Origin of the sequence: Amycolatopsis sp. NPDC024027, from assembly GCF_040638975.1 — a bacterium.
GTDB lineage: Bacteria > Actinomycetota > Actinomycetes > Mycobacteriales > Pseudonocardiaceae > Amycolatopsis.
This window is the reverse complement of the sequence record NZ_JBEZYY010000016.1, coordinates 68,371-85,768: the sequence shown is the minus strand read 5'-3', so window position 1 is coordinate 85,768 and position 17,398 is coordinate 68,371. Positions and strand designations below refer to the sequence as shown.

21 protein-coding genes are annotated in these 17,398 nt (G+C 72.8%); 12 read left to right on the top strand and 9 right to left on the bottom strand.

Annotated elements, in window-relative coordinates; translation table 11 throughout:
• Nucleotides 1-116: 116 nt before the first annotated feature.
• On the bottom strand, nucleotides 117-632 hold the full coding sequence (locus tag AB0F52_RS33050; RefSeq protein WP_360179577.1) for an ATP-binding protein: 516 nt from the start codon (nucleotides 630-632) through the stop codon (nucleotides 117-119).
• Nucleotides 633-880: 248 nt separating this feature from the next.
• Here AB0F52_RS33050 and rho point away from each other — a divergent pair, with 248 nt between their 5' ends.
• Nucleotides 881-1,942 carry a transcription termination factor Rho gene (gene rho, locus AB0F52_RS33045; RefSeq protein WP_360179575.1) on the top strand — a complete coding sequence of 354 codons (1,062 nt, stop codon included), beginning with the start codon at nucleotides 881-883 and terminating at the stop codon, nucleotides 1,940-1,942.
• Nucleotides 1,943-1,946: 4 nt separating this feature from the next.
• On the opposite strand, the gene AB0F52_RS33040 is transcribed toward rho, so the two are convergent.
• The 5 genes from AB0F52_RS33040 to AB0F52_RS33020 all read right to left on the bottom strand — a co-directional run bounded on the left by AB0F52_RS33040 (nucleotide 1,947) and on the right by AB0F52_RS33020 (nucleotide 4,688).
• Nucleotides 1,947-2,123: a hypothetical protein gene (locus AB0F52_RS33040; protein ID WP_360179573.1), complete on the bottom strand. Its 177-nt coding sequence runs from the start codon at nucleotides 2,121-2,123 to the stop codon at nucleotides 1,947-1,949.
• 32 nt (nucleotides 2,124-2,155) lie between these two features.
• Nucleotides 2,156-2,434 carry a hypothetical protein gene (locus AB0F52_RS33035; RefSeq protein WP_360179571.1) on the bottom strand — a complete coding sequence of 93 codons (279 nt, stop codon included), beginning with the start codon at nucleotides 2,432-2,434 and terminating at the stop codon, nucleotides 2,156-2,158.
• A gap of 450 nt (nucleotides 2,435-2,884) precedes the next feature.
• The gene (locus AB0F52_RS33030; protein ID WP_013227672.1) at nucleotides 2,885-3,085 is read right to left on the bottom strand and encodes a DUF3072 domain-containing protein; all 201 of its coding nucleotides are present in this window, start codon (nucleotides 3,083-3,085) and stop codon (nucleotides 2,885-2,887) included.
• A 66-nt stretch (nucleotides 3,086-3,151) separates the two neighbouring features.
• Complete coding sequence (locus tag AB0F52_RS33025) at nucleotides 3,152-3,574, bottom strand: hypothetical protein (RefSeq protein ID WP_360179569.1); 423 nt, start codon at nucleotides 3,572-3,574, stop codon at nucleotides 3,152-3,154.
• A 61-nt stretch (nucleotides 3,575-3,635) separates the two neighbouring features.
• The gene (locus AB0F52_RS33020) at nucleotides 3,636-4,688 is read right to left on the bottom strand and encodes an NlpC/P60 family protein (RefSeq protein WP_360179567.1); all 1,053 of its coding nucleotides are present in this window, start codon (nucleotides 4,686-4,688) and stop codon (nucleotides 3,636-3,638) included.
• 355 nt (nucleotides 4,689-5,043) lie between these two features.
• Between AB0F52_RS33020 and AB0F52_RS33015 the strand changes: the two genes are divergently transcribed.
• From AB0F52_RS33015 to AB0F52_RS32995, 5 genes are all read left to right on the top strand, one after another.
• Complete coding sequence (locus AB0F52_RS33015) at nucleotides 5,044-5,247, top strand: heavy metal-associated domain-containing protein (RefSeq protein ID WP_360179565.1); 204 nt, start codon at nucleotides 5,044-5,046, stop codon at nucleotides 5,245-5,247.
• Nucleotides 5,244-6,140, top strand: coding sequence for a hypothetical protein (locus AB0F52_RS33010; protein WP_360179563.1), 897 nt, complete (start codon nucleotides 5,244-5,246; stop codon nucleotides 6,138-6,140). Before AB0F52_RS33015 ends, AB0F52_RS33010 begins: the two co-directional genes overlap by 4 nt.
• Nucleotides 6,137-8,323 carry a heavy metal translocating P-type ATPase gene (locus AB0F52_RS33005; RefSeq protein ID WP_360179561.1) on the top strand — a complete coding sequence of 729 codons (2,187 nt, stop codon included), beginning with the start codon at nucleotides 6,137-6,139 and terminating at the stop codon, nucleotides 8,321-8,323. Before AB0F52_RS33010 ends, AB0F52_RS33005 begins: the two co-directional genes overlap by 4 nt.
• Nucleotides 8,324-8,399: 76 nt before the next feature.
• Complete coding sequence (locus tag AB0F52_RS33000) at nucleotides 8,400-9,230, top strand: peptidoglycan-binding protein (RefSeq protein ID WP_360179559.1); 831 nt, start codon at nucleotides 8,400-8,402, stop codon at nucleotides 9,228-9,230.
• 82 nt (nucleotides 9,231-9,312) lie between these two features.
• Nucleotides 9,313-10,131, top strand: coding sequence for an LLM class flavin-dependent oxidoreductase (locus AB0F52_RS32995; RefSeq protein ID WP_360179557.1), 819 nt, complete (start codon nucleotides 9,313-9,315; stop codon nucleotides 10,129-10,131).
• On the opposite strand, the gene AB0F52_RS32990 is transcribed toward AB0F52_RS32995, so the two are convergent.
• Complete coding sequence (locus AB0F52_RS32990; protein WP_360179555.1) at nucleotides 10,073-11,026, bottom strand: threonine/serine dehydratase; 954 nt, start codon at nucleotides 11,024-11,026, stop codon at nucleotides 10,073-10,075. The two genes, AB0F52_RS32995 and AB0F52_RS32990, sit on opposite strands and share 59 nt — an antisense overlap.
• Before the next feature lie 84 nt (nucleotides 11,027-11,110).
• Here AB0F52_RS32990 and AB0F52_RS32985 point away from each other — a divergent pair, with 84 nt between their 5' ends.
• On the top strand, nucleotides 11,111-11,986 hold the full coding sequence (locus AB0F52_RS32985; protein ID WP_360179553.1) for a LysR substrate-binding domain-containing protein: 876 nt from the start codon (nucleotides 11,111-11,113) through the stop codon (nucleotides 11,984-11,986).
• Between the two features lies 1 nt (nucleotide 11,987).
• On the opposite strand, the gene AB0F52_RS32980 is transcribed toward AB0F52_RS32985, so the two are convergent.
• Nucleotides 11,988-12,911, bottom strand: a complete 924-nt coding sequence (locus AB0F52_RS32980) for a LysR family transcriptional regulator (protein ID WP_360179551.1) — start codon at nucleotides 12,909-12,911, stop codon at nucleotides 11,988-11,990.
• 73 nt (nucleotides 12,912-12,984) lie between these two features.
• Here AB0F52_RS32980 and AB0F52_RS32975 point away from each other — a divergent pair, with 73 nt between their 5' ends.
• From AB0F52_RS32975 to AB0F52_RS32960, 4 genes are read left to right on the top strand one after another with little or no spacing between them, the layout of a single operon-like run.
• Nucleotides 12,985-13,899, top strand: a complete 915-nt coding sequence (locus AB0F52_RS32975) for a DMT family transporter (RefSeq protein WP_360179549.1) — start codon at nucleotides 12,985-12,987, stop codon at nucleotides 13,897-13,899.
• Nucleotides 13,900-13,909: 10 nt separating this feature from the next.
• Nucleotides 13,910-14,806 (top strand): NAD(P)H-binding protein, encoded by an 897-nt coding sequence (locus AB0F52_RS32970; RefSeq protein WP_360179547.1) that lies wholly within the window; start codon nucleotides 13,910-13,912, stop codon nucleotides 14,804-14,806.
• Nucleotides 14,803-15,417, top strand: a complete 615-nt coding sequence (locus tag AB0F52_RS32965) for a CPBP family intramembrane glutamic endopeptidase (RefSeq protein ID WP_360179545.1) — start codon at nucleotides 14,803-14,805, stop codon at nucleotides 15,415-15,417. The genes AB0F52_RS32970 and AB0F52_RS32965 overlap by 4 nt, the downstream gene beginning before the upstream one ends.
• Nucleotides 15,418-15,432: 15 nt before the next feature.
• Complete coding sequence (locus tag AB0F52_RS32960) at nucleotides 15,433-16,035, top strand: precorrin-3B C(17)-methyltransferase (protein ID WP_360179863.1); 603 nt, start codon at nucleotides 15,433-15,435, stop codon at nucleotides 16,033-16,035.
• Between the two features lie 3 nt (nucleotides 16,036-16,038).
• Here AB0F52_RS32960 and AB0F52_RS32955 read toward each other — a convergent pair whose 3' ends face one another.
• Nucleotides 16,039-16,509: a MarR family winged helix-turn-helix transcriptional regulator gene (locus tag AB0F52_RS32955; protein WP_360179543.1), complete on the bottom strand. Its 471-nt coding sequence runs from the start codon at nucleotides 16,507-16,509 to the stop codon at nucleotides 16,039-16,041.
• 82 nt (nucleotides 16,510-16,591) lie between these two features.
• Here AB0F52_RS32955 and AB0F52_RS32950 point away from each other — a divergent pair, with 82 nt between their 5' ends.
• Nucleotides 16,592-17,233 (top strand): NAD(P)H-dependent oxidoreductase, encoded by a 642-nt coding sequence (locus tag AB0F52_RS32950; RefSeq protein ID WP_360179541.1) that lies wholly within the window; start codon nucleotides 16,592-16,594, stop codon nucleotides 17,231-17,233.
• Nucleotides 17,234-17,398: the final 165 nt, after the last annotated feature.

The following is a 17,398-nucleotide window of genomic DNA, read 5'->3' as shown; positions in this document are numbered from 1 at the left end:
ACGACTGGCGCTGGCCCGGTCAGTCGGCCTGCGGGTCTTCGGTCCACTGGCGCTTACCGGGCTCAGCCGGCCGGTGGTTTCCTCCGGCTCAGCCGGGCGGTGTCGCGAGTGGGCGGCTAGCCCGCGTCCCGGAGGGCCGGCGGGCGCCACGTCATGCGGACCGTTGTTCCCGTGGCGCTCGTGTCTATGTCGGACTGGTCCGTCACCTGGTCGATCAGCAGCAGGCCGCGGCCACCTGAGGTGCGCAGGCCCGCTTCGCGCGGGCGCGTCGCCGGGATGCCGCAGCCGGTGTCCGTCACCGTCACCGTGATCGCGTCGCCCTCTCGGCGGGCCTGCAAGCGGGCCCAGCCGTGGCCGTCCGGGTAGGCGTGGGCCGCTACGTTGGCCAGGGCCTCGTACGTCGCCAGTGTGATGTCGTGCCGGCTGTCCGGGTCGAGCGGGAATTCGCTCAGCCACTGGATCAGCTTGCGGCGCAGGCCGGCCATCTCGTTGGGCAGAGCCGGCGCCAGTTCTTCGAATGCCGGGGCGACCACGGCTCCGGCGGCGAAGCGCTCCGGGGCCGTGGTCCCGGCTTGGTCGGCGTCGGTGCTCTCGCCCGTATCGACGCCAGTTTCCGGGGTATGTCGATACACGATCCGCTCCCATCGTTCAGCCGCGGTTCCCCCGTTTCAGCGGGCTTCTCACGTGGACTACCCACCGCCACGGAGTCTTACCCGTTGTGCTTCGTGAGATCTGTCGCTACAGTTGGAGACGCTCCTCGCGGATGTCGGCCCCTCGGCCGCCCGGAGGCAGCTCCCCGGATCCAGGCCAGTCGGCCTCTTTCCTTCTTCCCGGCCTCGCCGTCTGTGCGCGGGCCCCATCACCATCTCAGGAGACACCCATGTCTTTTCACGGAATCCTCGACCTGTCCGGTAAAACCCCGTTCGCCCGGCCCGGCTACCGGCCCGCGCCCGACGACGTTGCCGTCCCCCTTTCCCTGGTGCGCAAGCACAACCTGCGGCCCGGCGACGAAATCACCGGCACCGCCGAGAAGATCACCAGCGTCAACGGCCGCGACCCGGACGAGCCGCGCCCGCGCTTCGCCGACCTCGTGCCCGTGCACCCGGATCGCCGGCTGCTGCTCGAAACCACGCCGGCGCGGCTGCTGCCCCGCGTCATCGACCTCGTCACCCCGCTCGGCCGGGGGCAACGCGCCTTGGTCGTCTCGCCGCCGAAAGCCGGGAAAACCACGGTGCTGCAGGAAATTGGCCACGGGCTGTCGGTCAACCACCCCGACTGCCGGCTGCTGGTCCTGCTCGCCGACGAACGTCCCGAAGAGGTCACCGAGCTGAGCCGGACCGTGCGCGGCGAGGTGATCGCGTCCACTTTCGACCGTCCACCCGCCGAACACGTTGCTGTCGCGGAACTCGCCGTCGAGCGCGCGAAACGCTTGGTGGAGCACGGCGAAGACGTCGTGCTTCTGCTCGACTCGCTCACCCGCCTCGGCCGCGCGTACAACCTTTCGGCCCGCCCGTCCGGCCGCACGCTGTCCGGCGGCGTCGACGCGGCCGCGTTGCTGCCGATGAAGCGGATCCTCGGCGCCGCACGGAACGTCGAGGGCGGCGGTTCGCTCACGATCATCGCGTCGGCGCTGGTGGAAACCGGTTCGCTGGCCGACACGGTGTTCTTCGAGGAGCTGAAGAGCACCGGCAACGCCGAGCTCAAACTCGACCGCAAGACCGCCGAGCGGCGCGTCTTCCCGGCGGTCGACGTGGCCGCCTCCGGCACCCGGCGCGAAGAACTGCTGGTCACCCCGGGCGAGCTCGCGGCCATGCGCGAAGTCCGGCGGGCGTTGCCGGGCCCGCACGCGATCGAGCAGCTGCTGGAGCAGCTCCGCAAGACCGGCTCCAACGCCGAGTTCCTGCTCCGCGTGACGGGTGCGGCGCTGCCGGAAGCGGCCTGAACACTCAGCCTTCGCGCCGCTCCCGCAGTTCGCCGATCACTTTGGCGCCGACGCCATCGGCTTCCTCGGGGTTGTCCGGCGGTTCGCCTTCGCCGCGACGGTAGAGCCGGTCTTCGGAGCGGCCGGGATCTTCGGTGTCGGGCCGGGCGATCTCGGGTTGCTGTTCGTTCGGATGCGACATTCCCGAGAGGTACCCGGTCTGCGCGCTTCCACTCATCGGGGCGGCTGGTACGGGGTCGCCCGCGGGTACGAAGGCCGCTCGGGCCCGCGGTTGAGTGAGGCAACGAGGAACCCGAACCCGACAACGGTGACAACGAGCGGCGCGGCCCCGGGAGCAAAGGCCCACCACCCAACCCCGGCGGCGGCCACCACCCAGGCGGCGACCAGGGTCCGTTTCGCGGTGAGCGGATACGGCTTCGGCAGCTCCCGGACAGCGAATCCACCGAGCACGAGCAGTCCGGCGAGGGTGACGAGCAGCACGGTCAAGTACACGGGATGTCCTCCATCGGGGAGTAGGGCATCTCTCGGATGACTACCCCCACCGGCGAGGGACAAGCCGTGGCGTCGGGCACACCAGCGGCTGCGGGGTCGACGCACCGGCGCGAATCGGGTGGGCTCACCTGCTCGGCACCGCACCTCGGCGGCCCAGTGGGCCGTGAGCGCTGGGGACCACCCGCGCGGCACCCGGGCCCCGCCTCTCGGTGGCCCATCGGTTGCGGACCGGCGCGCGCGGGTCTGCCTTGCCTGGCACCGCACCTCGGCGCCTCAGCAGGCGGGCGAGCGCGGGGCTCTCACCCGGCGCGGGACCTGGGCACCACCCCTCGATCGCCCACCGGCTGCGCCCCGCCGCGCGTGGGTCTGCCTTGCCCGCGCCGCACTTCGGCGGCCCAGCAGGCGGGCGGGCGAGGGGCTCACCTGCCCGTCACCCGGCCACCGCGCCCCTCACGTGCCGCGGCCGGTCGTCTTCTGAAGAGCGTCGATCCGCTCGGACGCCTCCGCCTTCGTCAGGTTGTCCGGCACCTCTTCACCGGCTTCCTGCGCCAGCGTCTGCAGGTACGACTTCTGCGGCCCGGTCATCGGCTCGTCGCCGGTGGTCCAGTCGCTCGGGTCCTTCTCGGGGTTCGGTTCCACCTGATCGGTCATCTCAGCTCCAATCGAACATCTGTTCGCCTGCGATCGACTGTAGCGCAGGGGTCCGACAATCGCCGCTCACGGGGCGGCCGGGGGTGTGCTCGGGCCGCCCGCCTCGTGGCCCGGCCGGCCGTGCGTCCGGCGGTCGTCCTTCATCTGCTGCTCGTGCAGGTGGCGGCGCCCTCCGGTGAGCGAAGTGAGCAGCTCACGCTCAAGGTCGCGGCACGCCTTGTAGTAGCCGTCGTCGTACTCCTCGACGACCTGGAAAGTCCACCGATCGGGTAATACGTTGAGCCCGATGAGCTCTTCGGAGATCCGCCTCGCCCAGTCGCCGTGGCCGGCCTTCCCGAGCTGCTCCACGGCCTCGCCGAGGGCCAGGTCCGCGCTGCCGGTCAGCTGGTGGAAGGAGTAGAGGTGCCCGCGAGCGCGCTCGATCGTCTCGAGGGCCTCGGTCACCTTGCCGACGGCTTCGACGGTGACGGCGTCAGGGTTCTCGTCCATGCGCGAAAAGTGCCCCGTTCCGCGATTTCTACACTTCGCGGAACGGGGCACCCGTGGTACCTCAGGCCGTGGGGCGCGTGGCTCCCGCGTACTCGCTCATCAGCGGCGAGATCTTGACGACGTCGCCGCTCGTCGGCGCGTGCACCATCTTGCCGTCGCCGATGTACATCCCGATGTGGGACACGGGGGAGTAGTAGGCGACGAGGTCGCCGGGCTGCAGCTGGGAACGCGACACCGAGGTGCCGAAGCCGGCCTGTGCCGCGGAGTTCCGCGGCAGGGTGATGCCGGCCTGCTTGTACGCCCACTGCATCAGGCCCGAGCAGTCGAACGTGCTCGGCCCGGTCGCGCCCCAGACGTAGGCGCTGCCCAGCTTGCTGAGCGCCGCGTCGACCGCCTTCTGGGCCGCCGCGCTGGGTGCCTTCACGGTCGGCGCCGCACCGCCGGTGTCCTTCTGGGCGGCCTTGTCGGAGGTGCTGAGGTTCCGGCTCTGCGCCTCGATCTGGTCGATCTGGCCCTGCAGGTCCTTCTTCTTGGCCTCGATGTCCGAGGCCAGCTTCGCCGCCGCGTCCCGGGCGTCCTGCGCCCGCTTCGCCGCGTCGGCGGCCGACTTCTCGGCCGCCGCGGCCTTGGCCGCCGCGCCGCTGAGGTTGCCCATCGCGTTGTTCTTGTCGGTCGCGATGACCTCGAGCGCCGCCGAGCGGTCCAGGAAGTCCTGAGTGGACGTTCCGGCCAGCAGCGCCGACAGCTTGTTCATCTGGACGCCACTGGTGAACGACGCTCCGGCGAACTTGTCCACTTCGGACTGGTACTTCTGCTTCGCCTCGATGGCCTGGGCGCCGGCGTTCTTCGCGGCGTCGACGTCGGCGTTGGCCTTGTCGAGCTGACCCTGCTTCGCGGTCAGGTCGTCCTGGGCCCGGAGCAGGTCTTCGTTGAGCTTTTCCGCCTGCGCCGCGAGATCGCGGTACTTGGCGAGGGCGTCCGAGCCGGCGGGGGGCGCCTGGAGGACGGGGACGGGGGCGGCGGTGGCCACCGGCTGGGCCATGGTGACGAGGGTGATCACCGAGGCCGCGGCGAGGGCACCTGACACCACGCGCTTGACTTGGTGCGAACGCATTCTCGCGCGGGTCTCCTTTGCTGATCGGCCGCCGGCGGGTACCGGGACGGCGAGTCGGGGGCCTCGCCCGTGCCCGGGGCGCGCTCGACCGCAAGAGGAAGAGCCCGCGTGGGGTCCGGTACCCGGCAGGGGGGTATCGGCGGCGATCTCGCGTCGCCGTCGGGGGACGACCGGGGGCCGCGAGATCTCGAACAGGTTACGAAACGAGCACGGGTACGTCCAGGGCGGGCCGCCAGAAACTCTCCGTGACGCCGATCAACACGCCTGGACCAGTGGGTCCGTCCTCGACTGTGTCAGGGATTACATGCTGTCACCACCCTTGATTACCCTACCCCCCTAGGGTATTTCTGGAGGTATGACGAACTCGACCTACACCGTCACCGGCATGACGTGCGGCCACTGCGCCCGGTCGGTGGAAGAGGGGATCCGCGAACTCGACGGCGTCACCGGGGTCGCCGTGGACCTCGGTACCGGCGCGGTGACCGTGCGCAGCACCGCCGCCCTGTCCACCGACGACGTGCGGGGCGCTGTGGAAGAAGTGGGGTACCGGCTGACATGAACACCGCAGCGAAGCTCGGGGCCTACGGCGCGGCCCTCGCCCTGGTCGCCTGCGGCGGCTGGGTGACCGGCACCGCCGTCGGTCCCTTCCCGCGCGCGACCGGGGCGGGGACCGAGGCCGCCGGGCACGCGGACACCCACGGCGGCACCGCCGCGGCGGTCGTGGACCACCAGCCCGGCGGGCTGGCCTCGGCGGCGGGCGGCTACACCCTCGAACCCGCGTCCACCACGCTCACCCCGGGCGCCACCACGGCGTTCACCTTCAAGATCACCGGTCCGGACCGCGCCGCCGTGACCGCCTACGACGTCGAGCACGAGAAGCGGATGCACTTCATCGTCGTCCGCCGCGACACCACCGGGTACCGGCACCTGCACCCCGACCTGGGCGCCGACGGCACGTGGACCGTGCCGATCGCGATCGCCGACGCGGGCAGCTACCGGGCCTTCGCGGACTTCACGCCGTCCGGCGGAAAGGCGCAGACGCTGGGCGTCGACCTCGTCGCGCCCGGGCTGTTCCAGCCGGTCGACCACTGGGAGTCGCGGGTCGCGGACGTGGGCGGCTACCGTGTCCGGCTCGACGGCGACCTGGTCCCCGGCCGCTCCTCGCGGGTGACGGCGACGGTGACCGAGGACGGCCACCCGGTCACCGATCTGCAGCCCTACCTCGGCGCGTACGGCCACCTCGTCGCCCTCCGCCGCGGCGACCTGGGGTATCTGCACGTCCACCCGGACGGCGAGCCCGGCGACGGGAAGACCGCCGCGGGCCCGGCCGTGACGTTCTTCGCCGAGGTGCCCTCCGCCGGGACCTACCGCCTGTTCCTGGACTTCCGCCACGGTGGCGTCGTCCGGACCGCCGAATTCACCGTGACCACCGCGGAAGGGAGCGCGTCGTGACCGTGCAGCTGGACCGGGCCGAGGTCGAACTGGCCATCACCGGCATGACCTGCGCGTCCTGCGCCATGCGGATCGAACGCAAGCTCAACAAGCTGGACGGCGTCACGGCAACGGTCAACTACGCCACGGAGAAGGCGAAGGTCAGCTACGCCGGCGACGTCGCTCCGCAGGACCTCGTCGCCCAGGTCGAAGCGGCGGGCTACGGCGCCACGCTGCCCGCGGCGGACGCGGCGGACGCGGTGGAAGCGGTGGAACCGGAACGGGCCGGCGAGGACCCCACCCGGACCCTGCGGCAGCGCCTGCTCGGTTCCGCGGTGCTCAGCGTCCCCGTGGTCGTCCTGGCGATGGTGCCGGCCTGGCAGTTCACCTACTGGCAGTGGATCTCGCTCACCCTGGCCGCCCCGGTGCTGGTGTGGGGCGCGTGGCCGTTCCACCGCGCCGCGTTCGCCAACCTCCGCCACAGCGCCGCCAGCATGGACACGCTCATCTCGATCGGCACGCTCGCCGCGTTCGGCTGGTCGCTGTACGCGCTGCTGTTCGGCAGCGCGGGCACTCCCGGCATGACCCACCCGTTCGAGCTGACCGTCGAGCGGATGGCCGGCGACGGCGCGATCTACCTCGAGGTCGCCGCCGGCGTGACGACGTTCATCCTGGCCGGCCGCTACTTCGAGGCCCGCTCGAAGCGCCGGGCCGGCGCCGCCCTGCACGCGCTGCTGGACCTCGGCGCCAAGGACGTCGCCGTGCTGCGCGACGGCCGGGAACGGCGCGTCCCGATCGGCGAGCTCGCCGTCGGCGACCGGTTCGTGGTGCGGCCGGGGGAGAAGGTGGCGACCGACGGCGTCGTCGAGGACGGCGGGTCCGCGATCGACGCGAGCCTGCTCACCGGCGAGAGCGTGCCGGTGGAGGTGCGCCCGGGCGACGTCGTGGCCGGCGCCACGGTGAACGCCGGTGGCCGGCTCGTCGTCCGCGCCACCCGCGTCGGTGCCGACACGCAGCTGGCGCAGACCGCCCGGCTGGTCGAGGCGGCGCAGACGGGCAAGGCGCAGGTCCAGCGGCTCGCGGACCGCGTCTCGGCGGTCTTCGTCCCGATCGTCATCGCGCTCGCCGTGGCGACGCTCGCCTTCTGGCTCGGGGCCGGGGAGACACCGTCGGCCGCGTTCACCGCCGCGGTCGCCGTGCTCATCATCGCGTGCCCGTGCGCGCTGGGGCTCGCGACGCCGACGGCGCTGCTGGTCGGCACCGGCCGCGGCGCGCAGCTGGGCATCCTCATCAAGGGCCCGGAGGTGCTCGAATCGACCCGGCGCGTGGACACCGTCGTGCTCGACAAGACCGGCACCGTGACCACCGGGAAGATGGCGCTGGTGCGGGGCGGCGGCGAAGTGCTGCGCCTCGCGGGCGCGGTCGAGGCGGCATCCGAGCACCCGGTGGGCCGGGCGATCGCGGACGCCGCTCGCGAGCGGTTCGGCGCACTGCCGTCCGTTGTGGACTTCCGCAGTACCCCGGGCCTGGGCGTGGAAGGCGTGGTGGACGGGCACAAGGTCGTCGTCGGGCGGGCGGAATTCGCCGGGGACCACGCGGAGGAGCACCCGGGCACCACGGTTTCCGTGGCCTGGGACGGCGAAGTGCGCGGCCGGCTGGTCGTCGCGGACACGGTGAAGCCGACGTCGGCCGAAGCGGTCCGCAGGCTGCGGGCACTCGGCCTGACGCCGGTGCTGCTGACCGGGGACGCCGGAACCGTCGCGCGGGCGGTCGCCGCCGAGGTCGGCATCGAGCACGTGATCGCCGAAGTGCTCCCGAAGGACAAAGCCGACGTGGTGCGGCAGCTGCAGGCGGACGGCAAGGTCGTCGCCATGGCCGGCGACGGCGTCAACGACGCGGCCGCGCTCGCCCAGGCGGATCTGGGCCTGGCCATGGGGACCGGCACCGACGCCGCGATCGAGGCCGCCGACCTGACGCTCGTGCGCGGCGACCTGCTCGCCGCGGCCGACGCGATCCGCTTGTCGCGCCGGACGTTGCGGACGATCAAGGGCAACCTGTTCTGGGCCTTCGCCTACAACGTCGCCGCGCTGCCGCTGGCCGCCGCGGGCCTGCTGAACCCGATGATCGCCGGCGCGGCGATGGCGGTCAGCTCGGTCTTCGTCGTCACGAACAGCCTGCGCCTGCGGGGGTTCCGGGCCGGGTGAAACCGGTTTGTACGTCCCTTGTATCCGGTTGGGCGATTCTCGTGGCCATCGCACCACCGACCCATGGAGGACCAAGATGTTCACGAAGGCCGCCGTGCTCACGGCGCTCACCGCCGCTGCGTTCGCCGTGGCCGCACCGGCTCAGGCCGAGACTGCGGCCACGACGGTGCTGCCCGGTGCGAACATGGAGGCCGTGCTCAAGGCGGCCCAGATCGACCCGCGCCGCGCCGACGACACGTTGACGCCTGGAGCACACGACAGCGTCCTGCTCGTCGAGCAGGCGCTGCAGGCGAAGGGACTGCTGGCGAGCCAGTACGTCGACGGCTACTTCGGCACCACGACGATCACGGCGTACTCGCAGTACCAGAAGTCGCTGGGCTACACCGGCCTCGACGCTTCCGGCCTGCCGGGCAAGACTTCGCTGGAGAAGCTGGGCGAAGGCCGGTACACGGTCACGAACGCGGTTTCCGCGGGCAGCCAGGTGACCTACCACGGCAAGACCCTCAACACCCGCACCAAGGCGATGCTCGTTGCGGCGGAAGGAAAAGCGGGCTTCCAGGTCAGCTTGACGCAGGGCTCGTACAACCCCGGTGGCGTCGACGCCTCGGCCGGGACGCACGACGGCGGCGGCGCGATGGACATCTCGGTGTCCGGCATGTCCTCGACCACCCGGAACACCCTGCTGAAGGCGCTGCGCAACGTCGGGTTCGCGGCCTGGTACCGCACGCCGGCGCAGGGCTTCGAGTACCACATCCACGCGATGGCCGTCTCCGACCCGGACCTGTCGTCGGGTGCGCAGCACCAGACCGGCGACTACTACCTGGGCATGAACGGCCTGGCCGGCCGCGGCGCCGACGACGGCCCGCAGGTCGCGAAGGTCACCTGGGAGGAGTACCAGCGCGGCTGATGCCGGGGTGGGCCCGGCCGTGGTGGCACGGCCGGGCCCACCGGTGGTTTGATCGAAGGACCAACGACGTGGGGGTGCTCCGATGCCGCTGAAGGCGTTCCGGTTCGGCGTGGTCGCGGGCGCGACCGATGGCGGAGCCAGGTGGCTCGCCACCGCTCGCCGTGCCGAAGAGCTCGGCTATTCGACGCTGCTCTGCCCGGACAACCTGAACATGCCGACGCCGACCGCCGCGCTCGCGGCGGCCGCGGCGGCCACGACCGAGCTGCGCGTCGGCTCGTTCGTGCTGGCCGGTCCGCTGCGGACCGCGCGGGCGGCGGCCTGGGAGGCGCGGAGCCTGACCGTCGTCACGGACGGCCGGTTCGAGCTCGGCCTCGGCACCGGGCGGCCGGAAATGCGGCAGCAGGCCGAAGAACTCGGGCTGCCGTACGGCTCGGGGCAGGAGCGCCTCGACTCGATTTCCGAGACGATCGACCACGTCCGCCGGCTGGACGGCGACGGGCACACGCCGGTGATGATCGCCGCGGGCGGGCCGAAGGCCCGCCGCCTCGCCGGGAGGAAGGCCGACATCGTCACGATGGCCGGTGGCGTGCTGACCACCCGGGAGGAAATGACCGGGTACGTCGAGGAAGTCCGTTCGGCGGCCGGTGACCGCGACCTCGAGTTCGCGATGAACATCTGGGTGGTCGGCGACACGGTCCCGCCGTGGATCCGCGGCTTCATCGGCGTCGACGCCGAGACGCTGATCGAGCACGACTCCCTCGGCCTGCTCCGCGGCGGCGTCGACGACATGGTGGCGGAGCTCGAACGCCGTCGCGCGGAACAGGGCGTGTCCTACTTCAGCGTCAACGGTGCGTTCCTCGAGGAGTTCGCGCCGGTGGTGGCGCGGCTGTCGGGGAAGTGAGCGTGGCGGGGTCGGTGTTGGCGCCGCACAGCAGGACGGCGACCCGTTCGCCCGGCGCGGGCCGGTAGGCGCCGGAGAGCAGGGCGGCGAACGCGGTCGCCCCGCCGGGTTCGACGGCGAGGCGGTAGCGGTCCCACAGCGCCGCCCGCGCTTCGCCGATCGCGGTGTCGTCCACCAGCACCGAGCCCGCGTCCGTGCGGGTGGCGACCGCGAACGCGATGTCGCCGAGCCGGGACGCGCCCAGCGAGTCGGCGGCGACGCCGGAGACGCCGACCGTGACCGGCTCGCCGGCGGCCAGCGCCGAGTGCAGCGTCGGGATCGTGCGCGGCTCGACGCCGATCACGCGCGCCCGGCCTTCGACCGCGGCGGCGACGCCGGCCAGCAGCCCGCCGCCGCCGACCGCGACGAGGATCGTGTCCGGGGTGTCCGCCTGCTCCAGCAGTTCGAGGCCGAGGGTGCCCTGGCCGGCGCAGATGTCCGGGTGGTCGTAGGCGTGGCAGAAGAGCTCGCCGGAGTCCGCCGCGTGCTTGACGGCCGCGTCGTAGGCGTCGGCGTACTTCTCGCCGACGAGTTCCACCGCCGCGCCGAGCTGGCGGAGTTTCGCGACCTTCACCGCGGGCGCGGTCGCCGGGACGTAGACCCGCGCCGGGAGGCCGAATTCGCGGGCCGCGTAAGCGACGGCGAGCCCGGCGTTGCCCCCGGACGCGGCCACCACGCCGGTTTGCGCACCGGCGGCGAGGATCCGGTTGAAGGCGCCCCGGGCCTTGAACGACCCGGTGTGCTGCAGCTGCTCCAGCTTGAACCACGCGCCTTCGTCCGCGGCGAGCACCGGCGTCCGGCGGATCTGGCCCTCGATGCGTGCCGCCGCCCGTTCGACATCCGCTGTGCTGATCATGGCTTCAGCATGCGCGCGGGCCGACATAAGCACCAGCGACGTCTCCTATGCTGGAGTTAGCAGAACTTACGGCTGGAGGCTCCCGTGCTCGACGCCCACCGCCTGGCCGTGCTGGCCGAGGTCGCGCACGCCGGCTCGATCGCCGCGGCCGCCCAGCGGCTTTCGTTCACGCCGTCCGCCGTCTCGCAGCAGCTGGCCAAGCTGGAGCGCGACGCCGGGGCCCGCCTGCTGGACCGGCACGCCCGCGGCGTCACGCTCACGCCGGTCGGGGAGGCGCTGCTCGTCCACGCCGAGGCGATCGTCGGGGAGCTGCGCACGGCCGAGCGGACCGTCCGCGCGCTGCTCGACGAGGAGCTCACCGTCGGCACGTTCGCCAGCGCGGGCATGACCCTGGTGCCCGCCGCGCTCGCCGGCTTCCGCCGCGACCACCCCGGTGTGGCGCTGCGGCTGCTGGACCTGGAGCCACCGGACGGGTACGGCCTGGTCAGCTCCCGCGAGCTGGACCTGCTGATCACCCACCGCTACCCCGGCGCACCGCTGCCCGACCCGCGCGGCCTGCAGCGGACGCTGCTGCGCTCGGAGCGGTTCCGGCTGATCCTGCCGGAAGGGCACGCGAAGGCCGGCGCCCGCCGGCTCACCCTGCGGACGCTGGCCGCGGAGGACTGGATCTCCGGCAGCCCGGGCGTGCCCAACCGAGCCTGTCTCGAGCAGCTCGCCGACGCCGCCGGTGTCCGGCTGCGGGTGGCGTACGAAACCCGGGACTACCAGGTGATCCTGGCGCTGGTGGAGGCCGGGCTGGGTATCGCGTTCGTGCCGGAGAGCGTGTTGGAGCGGGTGGGCGCGGCCCGCGTCGAGGTGCGCGACGCGGCGGACGCCCAGCCGGCCCGGGAGATCTTTCTGGTGCACCACCGGCGTCCTGGCCCGCTGGTGACCGAGATGGTGACGCGGCTCAGCCGGTGACTCAGCCCACCGGACGTCCCGTGCTTTCGAACCGCGCCGACGCCGACCGCAACGCGTCCAGGCAAGCCCGCACCGCGCCTCGGTCCTCCTCGCCGGCCCGGCAGACCGCGTAGATCGTGCGGGTCAGGGCCGGGCGCGTGGCCAGGATCCGCACCCCGTCCGGCAGCCGGTCACGGGCCAGCCGGGGGACCAGTGCCGCGCCGACGTTGCCCGCCACCAGGGCCAGCTGGGTCGGGTAGCCGCCCACCGTGCAGCTGATCCGCGGCTCCAGCCGCTGCTTGCGCAGCACCTGCACCAGCCATGCGTAACACCCGGACCCGGCGCTCCAGCCGATCCACGGCAGGTCGTCCACTTCGGACAGATCGACCGCCTTGCGGTGGGCCAGCCGGTGTCCGGCGGGCAGGGCGAGGTCCGCGACGTCGGAGAACAGCGCGATGCGCGTCGTCGACGGCGGGAGCACCGTCGGGCGGTCGTTCCAGCTCTCCAGCACGCCGACGTCGAGGTCGCCGGCCAGCACGCGGGGCAGCGTCTGCTCGGCCTCGCCCTCGTGCAGCGTCACCGCCAGCCGCGGGTGCCGGTCGGCGAGGGTGGCCAGCGCGGGCGGCAGCAGCGCGTGGACCGTCGTCGGGATCGCGCCGATCCGCAGCGGCCCGATGACGTCCTCGCGCAGCAGCTCCAGGTCCGCCTTCGCCGCGGCGACCTGCGCGAGGATCCGCTCCGCGTGCCCGGCCAGCACCTGGCCCGCCTTCGTCAGCCGGACGCCGCGGCCGCGCGGCTCCAGCAGCGGCTGCCCGGCCTCCCGCTCCAGCTTCGCCAGCTGCTGCGACACCCCGGACGGCGTGACGTGCAGGGACTCGGCCGCCGCGGCGACCGAGCCGTGGGTCGCGACCGCGTGCAACGCCCGCATCCGCTCGAGTCCGTACACGGTAGCAATACTACTGAATTCCAGGCAGAAACATTCGCTTGTCCTTGACAGTCGCCCACCGCACGCTGGAGAAGTGCTCACGACCGACGCCCCGACGTTCAACCGCCGCTTCGACCCGCGGCTGCTCGCCGCGCTCGGCAGCTTCTGCATCTCGCTGTCGTCGGTCTTCATCAAGGTTTCGCACGTCAGCGGCAGCACGAGCGCGTTCTGGCGCTGCCTGCTCGCGTGTCCGGTGCTGCTCCTGCTGGCCGGGCGCGAACGGGGGAAGGCCGGCCCCGCGCCACGCCGCCGGGTGCTCTTCCCGCTGCTGGCCGGGACCGGGCTCGGCCTGGACTTCGTGCTGTGGGGCGAAGCGATCCCGCGGGTCGGCGCCGGCATCGCGACCGTGCTGCTCGCCGTGCAGGTGGTGATCGTGCCGCTGCTGGCGTTCGCGTTCCTGGCCGAGCGGCCGGCGAAGCGGTTCCTCGCCGCGGTACCGGTGCTGCTCGGCGGGATCGTGCTGGCCGGCGGGTTCGCCGGCACCGGTTCGTTCGGCTCGGACCCGGTCACCGGCGCCGTCGCGGCTCTGCTCGCCGGCGCCGGGTACGCCGGCTACCTCTTCCTGATCCGGCTCAGCGGCGGCACGGGCACGCAGGCGCACTCGCTGGTGCTGGCCACGGTCTCCGCCGGCGCGGTCGCCGTCGTGCTGGGTGTCCCGACCGGCACGCTCGACCTGGCGCCGGGCTGGCCCGCGTTCGGCTGGCTGATCGCACTCGCCGGTGTCGGCCAGCTGGCGGGCTGGCTGCTCATCTCCGCCGCGCTGCCCCGGATGTCCGCCACCACCGGGTCGACGCTGATGCTGCTGCAGCCGGTCGGCGCGGTGCTGCTCGGCGTCGGCCTGCTCGGGGAGACACCCGGGTGGGCCCAGCTGATCGGGTGCGCGGGCGTCGTCGCCGCGGTCTGCTTCGCCGGCAGCGGACGTTCTGCGCGCGAAGGCCGTCCCGGCTAACGTCGCGGGCATGCGGGTGCTGGTGGCCGGGGCGTCGGGGTTCGTCGGCAGCCGGTTGTGCCCGGCGCTGGAGGCGGCCGGGCACGAGGTGCTCGCGATGACGCGGCACCCCGCGAAGTACCGCGGCGCCGGGAAAGCCGTCCGCGGCGACGTCGCCGACGTCGGCTCGCTGCGGGACGCGCTCAAGGGCGTCGAAGCCGCCTACTACCTCGTGCATTCACTCGACAGTGCGGACTTCAAGCGCCGCGACGCCGACGCCGCGCGCGCGTTCGCCCGGGCCGCGGCCGACACGGGCCTGCGCCGGATCGTCTACCTCGGCGGGCTCGGGGACGACGCCGATGCGCTGTCGGACCACCTCGCCAGCCGCCGCGAGGTCGAACGGCTGCTGGGGGAGACCGGCGTGCCGGTGACGGTGCTGCGCGCCGGGATCGTGGTCGGGCACGGCGGCACGTCGTGGGAGCTGACGCGGCAGCTGGTGGAGCACCTGCCGGCGATGGTCACCCCGCGCTGGGTCGGCACGCGCACGCAGCCGATCGCGGTCGCCGACGTCGTCCGCTACCTGGCCGGCGTCCTCGACCACCCGGAGGCCGCCGGCCGGACGTTCGACATCGGCGGTCCCGAAGTGCTGGCCTACCGCGACATGCTGCAGCGGGTGGCGGCGATCGAGGGACGGCCGCTGCTGATCCTGCCGGTCCCGCTGCTTTCCCCGCGCCTGTCGTCGTACTGGCTTTCGCTCGTCACCGACATCGACGTCACCACCGGGCGGGCGCTGATCGACTCGATGACCAACGAGGTCGTCGTCCGCGACGACGCGATCCGCCGGATCGTCGAGTTCGAGCCGATGGGCTACGACGAAGCCGTCCTGCAGGCCCTGGGCGAGCGGGCGAAGAGCCGGCGGCCGGCGTGAAGCCGTTCCTCACCGCGGTGACCGTCGCCGGGTCCGGCCTGCTCGGCGCGTCACTGGCCAGCCGTCCCGGCTCCCGCCGCTTCCACGTGCTCACGGCCTCGGTGGCGGCGACGTGGCTCGCCGGGGCGCAGGCGGCCGGACCGGTGCCCCGAGGCCGCCGGGACGTCCTCCAACCGGTGGTGGCGGGAGCGGGCGCGTTCGGCGTGTTCTACGGCTGCGCGCTGGTGGCCCGCCACATCCCGCCGCTGCGCCGGGCGATCACCGGGGTCCTGGACCACGCCCACCGCGGTTCGAAGGCCTCGGTGGTGGCGACGGCGTTGCTCACGGGAGCGGCGGAAGAGGTGTTCTTCCGCGGCGCGCTCTACGACGCGGCGGGCGCCCGGGCTTCCACGGCGGTGTACGTGCTTTCCACGGTGGCGACCCGGAATCCCGCGCTGGTGCTGGCGTCGGCGGTGATGGGCACGCTGTTCGCGTGGCAGCGCGGCCGGTCGGGCGGGGTACAGGCACCGGTGCTGACGCACGTGGTCTGGTCGGCGCTGATGCTGGCGTTCATGCCGCGCCTCTTCCCGCCGGAAACTCTCGACTCAGCCGGGGTTCGCGCACCAGAATGACCGCTTGTGCGGATCATGCTCGCGGTTGTCGCCGTCCTCGCCGCTGTCGCCGGATGCCAGGCCGAGGTGGCAGGCCGCGCCTATCCCCTCCAAGACGGCTTCGTCGTCAAGGACGGGACGCAGCTGCGGTTCCGCCCCGTCCTGAGCGAAGTGCCCGCCGGCCCGGCGGTCGGCTCACCGGGGCAGCGGCAGAGCACGGACCCCGCCACGCAGGAAGCCGCCGCGCGGGCGCTCTCCTGCGGGCCGGGCGAACCGGATGCCCTCGACGGCCGGGACGACCCGGCGCTTCCGCTGGTCAGCTGCGACCGCGCGCAGGGCACCCGGTACCTCCTCGGCCCGGGTTTCCTCAGCGGCGCGGACGTGAGCTGGGTGGCGGCACGTGTCGACCCGGAGACCGGAAACGCCGCCGTCACCGTGAACTTCACCGCCGCCGGGGCGGGGACGTGGGCGGAGTGGACCGGGCACAACCTCGGCAAGCAGGTCGCCATCGTCCTGAAGAGCCGGGTGCTCACCGCGCCGATGATCCAGTCCGCCATCACCGGCGGTACCACGCAGATCACGGGCCGGCTCACGCTGCCCGAAGCGCAGCAGCTGGCGCGGGAGATCGCCGGCGCCTGACGCTCAGCAGGGCGGTATTTCCCGGCACGCCTCGGTGGCCGTCTTGCTGCTCGCCTGCTGCAGAAGCGTGTAGAGCGTCTCTCGCTGGTCGTCGCTCAAACCGCTGAACACCTCGTCCTCGACCGCCGTCAGGGCGAACTCGGCACGGGCCAGCAGCTTCGCGCCGACGTCGGTCAGCTCGACCAGGTGCCGCCTGCGGTCGGCGGGGGACCGGCGGCGCTCGATCAGGTTCTCGGTCTCCAGCTCGTTGAGCAGGGTGACCACGTTCGTGCTGTCCATTTCCAGGATCTTCGCCAGGTCCTGCTGCGAGCTGCCGCCCCCGTCGCGCAGCACGGTGAGGGCGATCAGGTGCCGCGGCCGCAGCCCGAGCGGGGCCAGCACCGACTCGCTGCGCAGCCGCAGCCGGCGCGCGAGGTGGTCGACCAGTGCGCCGCAGCGGTGCGGGGGCTGGTTGACGACCGGGAGCGAGGTCATGCGCCCAGTATATGGGCAGACCGATGGTCGATGTGCTATCAATAGTTTGTCCTACACCAACGATCTATGGACGGCTAACGACATGGCGCATCTCCTCCACATCGACTCGAGCATCCAGGGCGAGCGCTCGGTGAGCCGCCGGCTCAGCGCGCGGGCCGCCGCGGCGTGGCGCGCCGCGCACCCGGACGGCACGGTCACCTACCGCGACCTCGGCGCGCACCCGCTGCCCCACATCGACGCGGCGAGCGGCCTGGCCGGGATGGTGCCGCCGGACCAGCACACGCCCGAGCAGGCGGCCGCGTGGGCGCGGACCACCGAGCTGGTCGCCGAGATCAAGGCGGCCGACACCGTGCTGCTGGGCCTGCCGCTCTACAACTTCGGCGCGCCGAGCAGCGTGAAGACCTGGGTCGACCACCTCATCGCGCCGGGCCTCTCGGTCGACCACGAAACCCGGACCGGCCTGCTCGGCGGCCGCGAGTTCATCGTGCTGGCGTCCCGGGGCGGCGGGTACGGCGAGGGCACGCCCCGCGAAGGCTGGGACCACGCCGAGCAGTGGCTCCCGCACGGCGTCTCGCTGACCGGCCTGGAGCCGCGGTTCATCACGGCGGAACTCACGCTGGCCCACGTGAACCCGGCGATGGCGGAGCTCATCCCGCTGGCCGACGCGAGCCTGGCCACGGCGGAGCGCATCATCGACGAGCTGTGGGTCACGGCCCGGGTGTGACCCGGCCGGGAGTCCGGCCGCGCGGCGGAGTCCGCGCGGCCGGCGCGCGGGGACCTCGCACCCGCAACCCCGACGGCGGCCACGCCCGGCCCGGGCGGTAGCGTGCCGCGGCGGGCGGACTGAGGTGGTGTGGCACGGGCCGCACCTGGGCGAGGAAGGTCGGGT